The sequence below is a fragment of the Flavobacterium sp. UBA5153 genome (genome assembly GCA_002413745.1).
In the GTDB taxonomy this organism is placed as follows: Bacteria; Bacteroidota; Bacteroidia; order Flavobacteriales; family Flavobacteriaceae; genus Flavobacterium.
The window spans coordinates 16201-31302 of sequence record DHXP01000076.1 but is presented as its reverse complement, the minus strand read 5'-3'; the positions used below and the strand labels follow the sequence as shown (position 1 = coordinate 31302).

At 36.4% G+C, this 15102-nt stretch carries 8 protein-coding genes and 1 pseudogene; 2 read left to right on the top strand and 7 right to left on the bottom strand.

Going from position 1 to position 15102, the window contains the following annotated elements:
* Positions 1–258, top strand: a 258-nt coding sequence (locus B2145_RS16205; protein WP_414654633.1) for a transposase, incomplete at its 5' end; no start/stop codon positions are given.
* Between the two features lie 175 nt (positions 259–433).
* On the opposite strand, the gene B2145_RS16200 is transcribed toward B2145_RS16205, so the two are convergent.
* The 3 genes from B2145_RS16200 to B2145_RS16190 form a co-directional block, all read right to left on the bottom strand.
* Positions 434–2134 (bottom strand): RagB/SusD family nutrient uptake outer membrane protein, encoded by a 1701-nt coding sequence (locus tag B2145_RS16200; RefSeq protein WP_291104600.1) that lies wholly within the window; start codon positions 2132–2134, stop codon positions 434–436.
* A 13-nt stretch (positions 2135–2147) separates the two neighbouring features.
* Positions 2148–5225, bottom strand: coding sequence for a SusC/RagA family TonB-linked outer membrane protein (locus B2145_RS16195; RefSeq protein WP_291104598.1), 3078 nt, complete (start codon positions 5223–5225; stop codon positions 2148–2150).
* 399 nt (positions 5226–5624) lie between these two features.
* A complete protein-coding gene (locus tag B2145_RS16190; RefSeq protein ID WP_291104595.1) occupies positions 5625–5909 on the bottom strand; it encodes a hypothetical protein in 285 nt (94 codons plus the stop codon).
* A gap of 50 nt (positions 5910–5959) precedes the next feature.
* Here B2145_RS16190 and B2145_RS16185 point away from each other — a divergent pair.
* Positions 5960–6869, top strand: a pseudogene (locus B2145_RS16185) (IS1595 family transposase).
* Positions 6870–7108: 239 nt separating this feature from the next.
* On the opposite strand, the gene B2145_RS16180 reads toward B2145_RS16185, so the two are convergent.
* The 4 genes from B2145_RS16180 to B2145_RS16165 all read right to left on the bottom strand — a co-directional run bounded on the left by B2145_RS16180 (position 7109) and on the right by B2145_RS16165 (position 15040).
* On the bottom strand, positions 7109–7663 hold the full coding sequence (locus tag B2145_RS16180) for a transposase (RefSeq protein WP_349677747.1): 555 nt from the start codon (positions 7661–7663) through the stop codon (positions 7109–7111).
* Positions 7664–7753: 90 nt separating this feature from the next.
* Complete coding sequence (locus B2145_RS16175) at positions 7754–10138, bottom strand: glycoside hydrolase family 127 protein (RefSeq protein WP_291104593.1); 2385 nt, start codon at positions 10136–10138, stop codon at positions 7754–7756.
* 32 nt (positions 10139–10170) lie between these two features.
* Positions 10171–12594, bottom strand: coding sequence for a glycoside hydrolase family 2 TIM barrel-domain containing protein (locus tag B2145_RS16170; protein WP_291104590.1), 2424 nt, complete (start codon positions 12592–12594; stop codon positions 10171–10173).
* A gap of 40 nt (positions 12595–12634) precedes the next feature.
* Complete coding sequence (locus B2145_RS16165; protein ID WP_291104589.1) at positions 12635–15040, bottom strand: alpha-L-fucosidase; 2406 nt, start codon at positions 15038–15040, stop codon at positions 12635–12637.
* Positions 15041–15102 lie beyond the last annotated feature (62 nt).

The window sequence follows — 15102 nt, the reverse complement described above, 5'->3', positions numbered from 1 at the left end:
GTTTTTCAGCAGACCCTAAATAGTTATATTCGTTCACATTGGGCTATAGAAAACAACTTACATTGGAATTTAGATGTGATTTTTATGGAAGATAATCAAGCAAAACGAAATCAAACTGTAATTGAAAACAGCAATCTCATCGCAAAAATCACAATATCTCTATTAGACAGCGAACAAACACTAAAAAAAGCAAAAAACAGAAAACGCCAAAAAGCCTTTGCAGACGATACTTACAGAGAATTAATACTCAAAGTTTAAAAGCGAATGTCCTGTTCGTTTATAAGCTAAACAGTAGATATTTTGAGAAAAAATTATTCGACAGGCTAGTGATAGCAGGTATTACTGGATTATGATAGAAAACGGACAATAAAAAAAATGTGCCATTGCAATAAAGCAAATGGCACACTTCAACGTAAAAAACTAATTAACTAAATTACCAATTTGGAGTTTGTGTTAAACTACCTTTATTCTTAAGAATTTCACTAGTCTCAATAGGGAGTAGATACATTTTTGGTAAAAATGTTCTTTGTAGTAAATTAACAGGAGTATATGTAAAATTACCTGTACTAACATTTTTAAATATATCCATACCATAAATTGGTCTGTTTTCAACATCTTCAGCAATTTTCCACCTTCTTACATCCCAAAATCTATGCTCTTCAAATACCAATTCAATTCTACGCTCATTATAAATTCTTTTTCTTAATTCTGCGCCTGTAACACTGGCAGGTATATCTGGCATACCAGCTCTATTTCTCACTTTAGAGACATACAGTCTAGCAGTATTTTCATCACCTAATTCAAATTTAGCTTCAGCGTAGTTAAGGTATATTTCACCTAAACGGAATATAATCCATGGATTAGTATAAGGTTGTTGCCAACTAAGTGGAATGCTAGCATCTGGCATAAACTTTCTCATTTCATAATTTGAACGTGGATTATCCCCACTTTGCTTATAACTGTCATACCCCCATGTATTTCCATCAGACGCTACCCACATTGCAAAAGTATCACCATGATAAACACTTGCGTCATGTATAACAGAAGCATCTAAGCGAGGATCACGATTACTATAAGGATTTTGAGGATTGTAACCAGATGCAGGATTTATAGTTTTAGTGATGGTGGCACCACTACCAGAATAAATAAATGGAGGTTCACCATTGGCCATATCATAATCATCTACCAAGTTTTGTGAAGGTCCATTACTAGACCACCATCCGCCGTAAGCACCATATCTACGCCCTAAATTATGCATTGGAGCTTGATGAGAGTTTGTGGTTGAAAACTGTCTAGAGAAAATGATTTCATTATTTGCAGATCCACTTGGTTGATTAAAAAGAGTAGTGTAATCCGGGTGTAATGCATAACCACTACTTAACAAAGCTTGAGCGGCATCAGCTGCTTTTTGCCATTTAGATAAATCATTTGTAGGATTAAAAAGCGGTGAGGCTGCATACAATAACAAACGAGATTTTAATGCTTTACAAGCATCAGCTGTAGCTCTACCAAAGTTTGCATTAGTTGAAGCATATTTAGCTGGCAAGTCTGGTATTGCTGTATTTAAATCAGACTCAATAAATGTTACACATTCTTCAAAAGTATTTCTTGTAAATTTAAACTCATCACCTAAATTGTAAGTTTTATCTATAATAGGTACACCTCCAAATCTTTCGATAAATTGGAAATAGATGTAAGCTCTTAAGAATTTAGCTTCGGCAATCAATTGAGCTTTGTTATCAAGAGTTAGAGTACTAACTTTCATTTTTTCGAGAAAAAGATTAATTTTTCTAACGTATTTGAAACCAGTGTTCCAATAGTAAACATTGCCTCCGCCAGTCCAATGCTCGTTTGATACACTTCCCACATTATCGGGATTCAAATTACCCCTAGGGATAGCACCAATATCCCATGATATACTGTTAAACGCTTCGTCAGTTGCTTTAGACTGCATGTGTATTCTAAAACCTTGTGGGATAGCATTGTACAATTCGGTATGGTAAGCATTTAAAAGTTTCGCATCATTCCATACGGCAGCTTCACTAATTTGATCAACTGGCGAAAGGTCAAGAATATTATCGCTACATGAAAAACATGCACAAAATAGGATTATTAATAAAATTATTTTTTTCATTTTCTACTTTTTTTTAAAATTTAACATTAATTCCTATGCTGATTGTTCTACGTTGTGGGTAAACAAGTGAACTTCCAGAAATTTCAGGATCTGACCATTTAATTTCTTTAGACCAAGTAAGTACGTTGAAACCGCTCGTGTATAAACGTAGACTTTTCACCCCAATAGAATTCATTACTTTTTTTGGTAAAGACCAGCCAAATTCAAAACTTTTTAATCTTATAAATGTGGCATCATGTAAAAAGAAATCATTAGTTCCAGGGGTGAAACCATCAGCTCTAGGCATAGTACCATTTGGATTGCTTTCTGTCCAACGATTTTGAGCTCTTGCAACATAGGCATTATCGAAATTTGAACCTCCTAAACTTGCAAATTGGCCGTCATAATTATATGCATTAGTTTGTCCTTGTAAGAAAATGTTTAAATCGAAGTTATGCCATTCAAAATTAAAGGTCGTACCAAATACTATTTCAGGCATAGTTGTTTTGTCGAATCTGAATTGATCTTTTGAGTCGATAACTTTATCATTATTGTAGTCAACAATTTTAATATCTCCAACCTGAGTTCCGTTTTGATGTGGATAGGCATCCAATTCTGCCTTAGTATGAAAAATACCATCAGTTTTATAAATTAAATTGGCGAATACAGGATTACCTGTTACACTTTGCCATGGAGCATCAGGATTAGGAGTTTCGTCCAAAAACAAAACATTGCTTGTTGCAAAGCTCATATTTGCAGAAACACTATATTTTAAATCTTTAATATTGTATTTATGGTTTAGTGAAATTTCATAACCATGACTATTTACTTTTCCAATATTTTCATTTGGTAAACCAGGGAAGCCTAAAATACTAGGAATAGATAGGTTTCTAGCAGCTAATATATTGGTTCTTTTTTGTGAAAAATAAGTAAATTCAAATCCAAGTAAATTATTCCAAATCGAAGCTTCTAATCCAACATCTGTTTTCTTACTTATTTCCCAAGTTATATTTGGATTTGGTAAAGTATTAGAAACAACTCCCGAAGCATCACTACTACCAAAAACATAATTGCCTCCTAACGAAAATAATTGTAAATATTGATATGCATTTACTCTATCATTACCAACTTCTCCGTAAGAAGCTCTTAGTTTTAGGTTGTTTACAAAAGGCAGGTTATTTTGGATAAATTTCTCTTCAGATATACGCCATCCTGCAGAAACTCCTGGGAAAAAACCATAACGTTTTTCGGTAGGGAAGTTTTGAGACCCATTATAACGGAACAAAAGCTCTAATAAGTATTTAGATTTAAAATCATAATTAACACGTCCAAAATAATTATTATAAGCACTAGCAGATGCGCTACCACTATTACCTTTATCTTTTGGATCATTGCTTCCTGCATTAATTTGATCAATGGCAGGACTCACAAAATTTTTCCTGTAAGCCTCTGCATAGCTAAAGGTGTTTTGCTGTTGCTCTTGCCCAACCATAGCCGCTACATGATGATTGCCAAATGTATTGTCATAAGTAATTCTGTAGTTTGCCAATTGGGTTGTCCATTTGCGATAAGTATCCCAAAGCTCTACAGTTGAACTTCCTGTGCCTTGTTTTTTATCATAATTTTGAGTATTTACATTGTACTCATAATAATAGTATGGTAAATTTAATCTTTTTTGAAACTGATTGCTTAAATCATAATTGTAGGACGCATCGATTTTTAATCCTTTCACAAAAGGCACGTTATAAGTCGCTGTAAATGTAGAATATATTGGTGATTCATTAGTTCTATCATAACCTCTCTGATCTAACAAAAGTGGACTTTCACCTAATCTACCTGGAGCAATTAATCCATTAGGATATCTAGCTACTAATGTTGGATTTGCTATTAATAAATTGGTAAAGTTATCAAAGTTGGGAACTATTGAATATTCTTTATCGGTAAGAATAGAGCTTATGTTTGCGCCAACACTAAGGTTTTTATTAATATTAATATCAATTTTAGCTCTAATATTAAATTGTTTAAAAGAAGTGGGGATGTATTTATAATCTCCATCTTGAGTAACTGCACCAAAAGAAAGAAGGTATCTAACATCTTCAGACCCCCCAGTTACTTGCATGTTAAGATTTTTTTGAAGTGAATTGACTTTCAATACCTCTTTCATCCAATTTGTGTTTGGATATAAAACTGGATCTGAGCCATTTTTATATTTTTGAATAGCTGCATCTGAGTAAAAAGGCGTGTAATTTACTGGTCTGCCTGCTCTATAATAATTACCTTCATTATAAACTTGTGCATATGTAGCAGCGTCAAGCATTTGTGGAACTTGTGTTGGAGTACTGAAAGCACTACTGTAAGAAACACTAAAGTCAGGTTTACCTATTTTACCTTTTTTAGTAGTTACCAAAATAACACCATTAGCAGCTCGAGCTCCATAAATGGCAGCTGATGCATCTTTTAAAACGGAGATACTTTCAATATCCTCAGGGTTTAATCTACTTAATAAACTACGTTCAACACCATCAATAATAATAAGTGGTGAATTGTCTCCTGTAGTTCCATTACCACGAATTAAAATGTTAGCATCGTCTCTACCTGGTTCACCTGAACGTTGTACGGCAACCAATCCAGGCAATTTACCTTGTAGTGACGCCGTTATGTTTACATTAGGGCTTTTTGTCAGCTCCTTTCCGGATATATTTGCTACTGATCCTGTTAAGGTTGTTTTTTTCTTAGTGCCATACCCAACAACAATTACTTCATCAAGAGAATTAAATTTTTCTTTTAACACAATGTTAACAAGACCTTGATTTCCAATTTTAATTTCTTGATTTTCAAATCCAATGTAGGAAAAAACAAGAATGTCGCTTGACGAGGCTTTAATTAAATATTCTCCCTCAATACCGGTAGTAATTCCACTTGTACTCCCTTTAACTAAAACATTCACGCCGGGTAAGGGCAAAGCGTCTTTTGCTGACGTAACAATTCCTTTAATAATCTTGTCTTGAGCTGATAGATTATAAGAAGAAAATAACATAAGTGCTATTGCTAATAGCCACTCTTTTTTAGGCAATAAAAAATTGCAATAATAAAATAATCGTTGGTTTGTCATAATTGAACGTTTTTTTGGTTAATAATTGATTAATAAAAGGACATTTAAAAACAGAATTGTTAAGTATCTGTATTTGGTTTAAAATTTAGTCTATCTATTTCCGATTTTATAATTTTATTTTTCACTAAACTCGGAATTATAAAAAATTAATTGTTTTTTATTATAATAACAATTAATCATATTATTAAATATTATGTAAATATTTATCATATAAAATATATTATTTATTATTTTTGTTAAATATAAAAACAAATGTAAATGGTATTCCATTTGTATTTATTATTCAAAAACGACTTTTTATTATAAAAAAACGATTTTAAAATTATGTCTAAAAATATCTTTTTAGGTGTTCTGATAATTACTTACTCACGTTACGCAAATAAAAGTTCAAAAAAGGCATTATGCAGTTCTAGGTATTGATAACTTTTTAAGTTCTGCATATACAGCTTGTTGAGCTACTAAATAGATTTGACCTTTCATTGCAAAATGGTTTTTGTTCGTTCGTTGCTTTAGCCATTCTAATTTTATGTAAGCTACAATGGATAATACATAATGGTTCATTTGAGTTTTGATTATTTTTGTTGGTGATTTTGCAAAACCCGTGTTGCTTTTTATAGATTTATGATATTCTTCTACTCTACTCCCCCACCGTTTTTTGTAGATTGTAGTTATTTGTTCATACAATAAGTTTAGGTAAAGGCGTTTAGGTCGAAATTAATTATCTTTGCCTTATTATGGCAGATAAAAATACTTTTAGAGGAGTGTATTCGATAAAATTTCATAATAGATTTAAAGATGAAAACGATTGTTTAATTTATCTTTCAGAAATAAAATAGGCAAACGGTTATAATTGCAAACGCTGTGGTAATGACAAATTCGGGAATGGGAAAAACCCTCAAAACAGAAGGTGTACAAAATGTAGATACGATAAAAGTCCTACAACTGGAACAATGTGTTTGAGAAGATTAAATTTTCGCTTTTAATTGCGTTTCATATTGCTTTTAAAATTAGTACAAAGAAGAAAGGCTTGTCATCTTTAGAGTTAAGTTCCGTATTTGAACTTCGTCAAAAGACTTGCTAGGCATTCAAACCAAAGGTGCAACAAGCAATGAAAAGCAGCTTGAACCACCCATTAAAAGGGACAATTCATGTCGATGAGTTTATGGTTGATGATCCAGAAGAGAATAAAAAGGAAGAAGTAAAGGGTTGAAAAAACTTGCCGTTCTCGCTGTAGAAATTTTAGACGATGGAGTTGGACGAGCTTACGCTGAGGTTATAGAACATTCATCGGCAACAGAATTAGGAGCTTTTTTAAAGAAATATATTTCAAAAGAAGCCCTAATAATTACAGATAAATGGAGAGGTCATAGTCCATTGAAAAAAGATTTTTTACCCCTTAAACAAGTAGATTCAGATGATGAAAAAAACTTTAAAGAGTTGCATATTCACATAATGAATATCAAAGGTTGGTTAAGAGGAATACATCATCATTGCAGCAAAGAACATATGCAGGATTATTTGAATGAATATCATTTTAGATACAACAGAAGGTCAAATATGGATACAATATTCGATGTGTTAATAAGAAAGATGGTTAATTATAAAGGAATTTCAATGAAATCAATCACTAACGAGTGCGACTAAAGCGCCTATACCTATAAGTTTAAATCACTACAAGCCAAGTACAACTCGCCGACTGTATCATTCTCGGTTTTGAAAACTTGCTTTGTGAGCAACAGTGGAAAATCTAATTCTTAGAGCCAAATCTCCACGGTCTGCTGTCCTGGCTGTAGTGTTTCAACACTTATGTATGCTTTATTTTGTTTATCCTGTGATGACAAAGCGACTTTCCGATTGCTTTTTAGAGCCATTATAAAGTCTGACTACAATTCTTTTTTACAACAATTCATATTTTCGACCGAACTGTACCAACTGTCGGCTAAAACGTAATCAAATCTAAATTTCCCATAGCATTCCCGCAACATTTTTCTAAATAATTCATTTTTAGTGGTACCGCTTTTTCGTTTTTTCTTGCCCGTTTTAAGGTCTGTATCCCATAAATCTTTTTTCACAAACTCAACACCACAAGGCAGTCGCATACCGCCAACTTCTACCAAAGCTGTCAAAAAATTAACACCTTTTACCGACCTGCCGAACACATGATCAAAATGCCAACAGTTGAGTTCACTCTCATCAGTATATCGTTTTTCTCCTATAGAATCATCAAAACTCAAGGTTATAATGTCTTTTGATTGAGTCATTTCTTGAACATAAACTTTGGCCTGTTTGCATAAAAAGTTACTGTCGTAATTTCCTTTAGACAACTCCCGTGTGATTTTGTCGTGCTTAATTGACAACAAACTAGCCATACCCATTGAGGTGGTATATGAACTTGAACTTATCAAATAATCACTGTATAAATCTGCAAAGTTTTCCATTATTCTATGAGATAAAAGTTGTCAACTATTCAATTGTTAAATCTATGAAATTTCAGGCTGATTATGCGTAACGTGAGTAATTTGATTAGTTTATTTTTTAGTTCTCAGTAGTCTGATATTATATACTTTACCTGCCATATTTCCAGATAATGCTTTAAATTTCACGCGGACAAATTCTTTTCCGTTCAGCATTGTATCTGGAATAGGATATTCGACATTTTTAAATTTGTTTTGTTTCCATTTGTCGGAGATATTTTCAGTTATCAATTTTTGATCGTCAATATAAATATCGAAAGATCTATTTCCGCTCTCAGCACCCCAATATCTGACCAACAAGCTTAAACCCGTTTCTTTACCTGTGGTAAGTTTGTAGCTAAAATAACCTTCGTTTCGGGCTTCACGCCAAAATTCATTCATATTGTTTCCTGTTGAAGAGAATTGTATTTCCATATAATGGTCAACCTCAGGTTGTTGTTCGCCGGGCGCAACAAAATCGAGTGTTCGTTTCTGAAGTTCCATCTTTTCTTTTTCAATACTTGAAATTGAATCCGTGTAAGAACGATATTCCGAATTAGTAAGAGCCATCCAGTACATCATATACCTTGAATCGTGGATTTTATAAAATGGTTCTAACTTTATCTGATCAATTGGATTAATCATTTTGACATTAAGAGTGAAATTCAGCGGTTTATCTTTAATTGGCACTAACTTGTCTGCAATTTTTTTAATGTCATCTTCAACTAAAATAGGAGCTTTGTCTATTGGAAGTTTTTGCCCACCCGGATGTTGTCCAAAGCGGCTGTCATTGGCAATCAAACCTCTCAAATCTTCCGTTCCTGTTTTGGCACCTAGCAAAATTGGCCCATGCATAAATGCAATATATTGAGGCACGTTAGGTAGATATTCGATGGAGTTATGCATTGGAAGTTTGATTTCCACTACATCGCCTTTTTTCCACGTTCTGTCGATACACACAAAAGAAGATGGATGAGCAGAGTAAGTAACATTTTTGTCATTTACAGTAATCTTTAAAGCACCATCACTCACCCAAGCAGGGTAACGAACCATTAATTTAAATATGGCACCACCTTCGGTTACGGTAAGTTTGGTTTGTTCCTCGTAAGGAAGCGTGGTTTCCTGTTTGAATTTAATCTTCTTTTCTTTCCAATTGAGTTCAGAGGCAATAAAAAGATTTAAAAATAACGAATCATTTGAATGTGTATAGATAAATTGATTGTATTTGCCATGATTTTCCATGCCGGTACCAACGCAGCACCACATAGCTTCATTGGGAGCGGAATAAACCCTGTAATGACGTGGGCGAGCCGAAGTAAAATACACATATCCTCCATGTTCAGGATGTTGACTTGAAAGGATATGGTTGTATATTGTTTTTTCATAGTAATCGGCATATTTTGCCTCAGGATGTACTCTAAATAAATCTTCAGTTAATTTCAACATGTTGTAAGAATTACAAGTTTCAGGTCCATCCACATCATTGACAAAATCAGTACACGATTCGGGACTTGGGAAATGCTCTCTTCTACTGTTTCCGCCAAAAGCTAAAGAACGGTTCGTTATAACAGTTTCCCAAAAAAAACTACCTGCCTTACCGTATTTCTGATCATGACTGAGCTCTGCTATCCTTTCAAAACCGACCACTTTTGGAATTTGCGTGTTTGCATGTTTATTATCGAGGTTATCTATTCCTTGCGACATTGGATCAAGAAGCATTTTATGCGAGTAACGTTTTGCAGTTGTCAGGTATTTTTGATCACCTGTCATCTGGTAAGCATCGGCAAACATCTCGTCCATACCTCCATGTTCCATATTAAGCATTGATTGCATTTGTTCATCAGTAAGGGCAGATGTAATTGAGATTCCCCAATCGCAAAATTTCAAAAACATAACTTTTGCATTTTCATACCCACAATATACCCAAGCATCTCTAAGACCGGCATACATTTTATGTATGTTGTAAAAAGGGGCCCATGCAGCATTATAAACACTGAAATCACCTTTCTTAAAAGCCGACCACAATTTTTTGCTATTCGGAAAACCTCCCGCATAATTAACACCCCATTCTGCATTATTTATTGCATTAGCATCCTGACAAACTTTGAGTTCATAAAGTATGTATTCCATGCGTTTTTTGCATTCAAGGTTGCCTGTAGAAGCATAATTCAATGCCATTGCTGTTAAATAATGCCCTGCAATATGGCCATCCAGACCATCCCAGTTTGGGTAGCTTTTGGCTTTTTCGGGCAATCCTGCTTCTTTTCGGTAAGGTGCTAACATTTTGTCAACATCATACTTCAAAAGAACCTGAATATTGAGATCACGGGCATGTTTAAATGGGCCATCGAGTAACATGACATCGCTTAATGGAAACTCATTAGAATAAAGCTTATTCTGCGCTTTGAGACTTAAACTTATGCAATAAATTGCACAAAGAAATAAAAGTGATTTCTTCATATTATTAATATTTAATTATTTGTTTCATTCAATCATTTGAAATTATTTACAGTTATGATATTTTCTACTGTATTATTTAAGCCTTTTGAACTTACTGTAAGTTTTATATTACCAGCATTTTTTGTACTTCTGATTACTACAAGTGCACGACCATGCCATGCTTTACGCGAAGTACCAACGTATGGATCAACATCTTTAATATTGGCATTATCAACACCTGCGATTACGCCGGGACCATCAATTTTGAATCTTAAAAGGTTTTCTGCATTTGGCTGTAGCTTTCCATCAGTGTCAGTTACCTCAACCGTAACAAAAGATAAGTCCTGCCCATCAGCCGATATTTTTGAACGGTCAGGTATTAATCTTATTTTAGCTGCATTTCCAGATGTTTGCAAAATGGTTGTTTCCACTTCTTTATTATCAATTACGCCCACAGATTTCAACTCACCTGTTTTATAAGGCAGGGTAAACGTTGCTTTAAACTGCTGTTCTTCTGTAGTAGCCTGCTCACCAACAAATTTATTATTCAGGTAAAGCCGAACTTTTGGATATTTGGAATACACCTCAACTTGAATTTCTTTTCCTTCGAAACCCGGCCAGGTCCAACTTTCCCATGTTGGCCAAACAGCCCAACCGGTTGTTTTTATTTTTCCCGAATCGGGATTTGGTTCCCGAACGGCCATATAAAGCTTTTCATTATCATTATAAAGCATGCTTCTGTAATGCGAAATCGGTTTGCGCCATCCTGTCAGATCAATGTCGCCACAATAGGCACCGTGCCAGGGAAAAAACACCCCTTCCCAACTTTCGCCCGGTTTATCGCCTGGATAATACCAACGTCCAATGCTCGATTCGCCTAAATAATCAAGCGCCGTCCAAACAAAATCACCCAGAATATAATTGTGACTTTGCACCATTTTCCAATTCGAAAAAGCATCTCTCGGATACGATTCGGTTTGAACAATAACCCTCGAAGGTACTCTCTCATGATCCGACGGAGCGCGATGTAGCTGATAATTATACCCGCAAACATCATGTGTAGCCATTAGCGGATCGAATATGTCCCAATCATTGTCCCATGCCGTCATAGCTGATGTTACAGGACGTGTTGGGTCATTCTTGTGGACACAATCCACAAGCATTTTGGCTATCGCAACCGCTTCCGGTTTCTTTCGCTCAATGACTTCATTACCGATACTCCACATAATAATAGAAGGATGGTTCCGGTCACGTCTTACCATGGCTTCTAAGTCGCGTTGCCACCACGCATCAAAAAGTATTGAATAATCGTAATCATTCTTCTTTTCTTTCCATCCATCAAATGCTTCATCAATAACCAGCATTCCCAATCTGTCGCAAGCATCCAAAAAAGCTTCTGACGGAGGGTTATGTGAAGTACGAATAGCATTAAACCCTGCTGATTTAAGAATTTGAACCCTTCGTTCTTCGGCACGATCAAAAGCGGCTGCTCCTAAACAACCATTATCGTGATGTACACAACCTCCATTAATCTTCACCGTTTTTCCATTCAATTGAAATCCATTTTCGGTGGTAAATTTTATGGAGCGAACACCAAAGTTTGTTTTGATATTCTCAACTGTTTTTTTATTCTGCTCAATACGAACTTGTGCCTGATATAAATTAGGGGTTTCGGGAGTCCACAGCAAAGGGTTATCAACCTGAATGCTTTGTTCAAGCTCTTTCTCGCTATTGGCAGGAAGTTGCACTACCAATTGATTGTCACCTGCTTTTCTCGCATTTGCATCCCAAAGTGTAGTATTAAGACTAACATTTTGAGCTAATCCTGTCTCATTTTTCACCAACGTTTTCACTATAACAGTAGCTTTTTTAGTGGATACGTTGGGAGTCGTAACCGTTAAACCCCATTGAGCAATATGTATTGGGTCGGTAACAACCATCCAAACATGTCGGTAAATACCGGAACCACTGTACCAGCGGCAATTCTTTTGCTTCGAATTGTCCACCCGAACAGAAAGAACATTTTTACCGTTTAATTTCAGGTACGGAGTAAGATCATAACTAAAAGAAGTATAGCCGTAAGGATGGATGCCCAGCAATTTTCCGTTAATAGACACTTCTGCATTCATATAAACTCCTTCGAAATATATAGATACAAGCTTGCCCTTAACCGATGCCGGAAGCGCAAACGTTTTTCGATAGCAGCCGACACCTGCAGGAAAATATCCTCCATCGTTTCCCATCGGATTCTTCGCATCTAATGTCCCTTCGATACTCCAGTCATGCGGTAAATCGAGGTTTCGCCAATTCTTATCGTCAAAATTGACAGTGCTGACAGCCGGAGGATCGCCCAAAAAGAACTTCCAATTACTATCGAAGAGTTGTTTGCCTTGTGTAATTTGCTGTGCTTTGAGGTTTGTAGTACTGGCTAATAAAAGCACAGACATTATTGGTAAAAGTTTAAAATATTTCAACATAGTATTCAATTTTATCATTAATTTTATCTTTATTCTGTTATTATCGTACCATCAAGGCATCCACAGCTACCGGGCCGGAACCAATATTGATAATACTAACCGTATGTTCACCCGAAGTTAGGCCTGAAATTTCGCAGACAACTTGCTGTGCCTTACGTGGTCCAATAGTTGACAAATCTGCTGTTGCATGAGTTTTGCCATCAATAAGGACTTCAATTTTTCCTGCTCCTACTTCTTTTGGGGCAATGACTGAGATATTGTTACCTGTGAACGAACAAGTCCAACTATCGCCGGACGTATCGCTGGTAGTAAGGTCGTTATTGAAATCGCCGGTGCCCAGATTGGATTTACGAAGCCATCCGGGAGCTTTTACACCGGGGTCATCGTCATTAAACCAGCCTTTGTCGTGGGTAATACGCAGAACACGGCATTTCGAAGCCAAGGACTGATCGGTAATTCCGGACAACATTTGCAGGGGCTCTTCCGGCTTAATTGTCAAACCTTTATCATCTTGAACAAATTTCAAAGGACGGTTGGAGCCTAATATTTCAACTTTAGATACTTTGCCCAAGGTTGCACCTCCGGTATGAAGAGCAGAAAGAGTGACAGGGTTGCCGTCCCAATCAAGAAGCGTGGCGTACACATTGCCTTGATTACGTGTATATAGCACGGAATTATCACCAAAAACTTCAAAAGGGCGTGAACCATACACTGCTTCCCCGTTGATTTTCAGCCAAGCGCCAATGTCTTTACAGATCCTAATAACTTCCTGATCAAGGTCGCCTCGTCCGTGCTGAGTGATATTGAGCAACATCGTGCCGTTGCGCGACACATTCTGCATCAATAGTTCAACTACTTCTTTCGCATCCTTGTATTTCTGACCGGTCAGGTAGTGCCATTCAGCAATACTGGTTTCGGTTTGGAAAGAATAGGGCGTAATCTCCGATTCAATGATAGCCTCAGTACTCTTTACGAGAGAGCGATCAACGAGTGGAAGCAGCTGAGGACTGTTTTGAAAACTATTATATCGACCACCAACGGCTTTGAGGTTAATCACAACATCCATCTTTCCATGATTCCATTGCAAGGATTTATTGTAATAGTTTGCAATTAGTTGCGGAGCAAGAAAGCCCAGTCCCATATTTACACCCAAATCCATTTGCGAATCACCTGCATGTTCATCGAAGTAAATCATGTCGGGATGATACTTGGTGATGGCATCATCCACCCGCCACATAAACTGGTTGGCATAGGGTGAATGCAGTGGATCTTTATTATCATGAACTGGCCCATAAAGGTCAACCGGATCCATACCCTCCCACCATTTCCCTTTTCCATCCAGAATTGTTTGAAGTGCATCGTAAGGCACACCTTGCTTCGGTCCTGACTTATCACTTGTGTAACGCACCGTCATAAACTGCCCCCAAGTTCGTCCCGGAGTGTTATGAAAACCAATACCAAAACGTAAACCACGTTGTCGGGCAATTTTTTCCCAAGTCCCAACAATATCTTGCTTGGGACCAACATTAACTGAATTCCAAGGTTGGTAAGTTGAATTCCAACAATCGAAGTTATCATGATGAACCCCCATTGCCATAAAGTAACGGGCACCCATTTCGACATATAAACTCATCAATTCCTCTGGATTCCATTTGTCAATCACCCAGTTATGGCAAATATCTTTGTAGCCATATTCCGACGGATGACCAAAGTTTTTGAGATTATAATCATATTGTTTGTTGCCCTGCATATACATGCCACGCGCATACCAGTCGCCCTGCTCGGGCATGGATTGCGGATCCCAATGCGACCATACGCCAAACTTAGCCTCACGCCACCAATCGGGCACAGTATAAATCCGGCTCAATCCCTTCCAGTCCGCAGGATAAGAACCAGCAGCAATGGGCAAAGGCGGCAGATTCCAAATATCGGGCGGTAAATCCAAATCGCCTTTTCCAACAATGATTTTATCTATATTCACCGCAACATCATTATCAGCCAAACTGATGGTCAGCGTACCATGATTTGGAATCGCAATATCGATGATTGAATAAAGAAACGACCCCATAAGAGCTCCCGACGAATGAATATTGACCTTATGCGCCGGTTGATTATTGACTGCAATACTGATAGTACCAACTGATACCGAAGCATAGTGAATCGCTAGTTTACTGGATGTTGGTATATCGGAAAATTTCATACCTTCGCCCGACTTGGTCAAACAAACCACATATCCTCCAGAGACCTTACTATCTGATGCTTTTGTCGTAGTACCGATGAGTTTTGCAGCTTCCGCCTCTAACGTATGCTGCCCGGACTTATTCCTAAAATTGGAGTCTTTTATTGGAAGTTGTAATGTCTTACTATTTCCTTGAGCTAAGATGTTTACAGCATAACCTGTTATTAGTACAATTGCTATGGTCAAAAATTTAAAGTGCTTTATCATAGTATTATAATTCAATTTATAATTAAGGGCAATTTGAGATATTATATCTATTAACTAAAGTA

Bases quoted from the DNA above. Each gene is read 5' to 3' on its own strand.
- B2145_RS16200 (WP_291104600.1), bottom strand. From the start codon at position 2,134: ATGAAAAAAATAATTTTATTAATAATCCTATTTTGTGCATGTTTTTCA.
- B2145_RS16195 (WP_291104598.1), bottom strand. From the start codon at position 5,225: ATGACAAACCAACGATTATTTTATTATTGCAATTTTTTATTGCCTAAA.
- B2145_RS16180 (WP_349677747.1), bottom strand. From the start codon at position 7,663: ATGGAAAACTTTGCAGATTTATACAGTGATTATTTGATAAGTTCAAGT.
- B2145_RS16175 (WP_291104593.1), bottom strand. From the start codon at position 10,138: ATGAAGAAATCACTTTTATTTCTTTGTGCAATTTATTGCATAAGTTTA.
- B2145_RS16170 (WP_291104590.1), bottom strand. From the start codon at position 12,594: ATGTTGAAATATTTTAAACTTTTACCAATAATGTCTGTGCTTTTATTA.
- B2145_RS16165 (WP_291104589.1), bottom strand. From the start codon at position 15,040: ATGATAAAGCACTTTAAATTTTTGACCATAGCAATTGTACTAATAACA.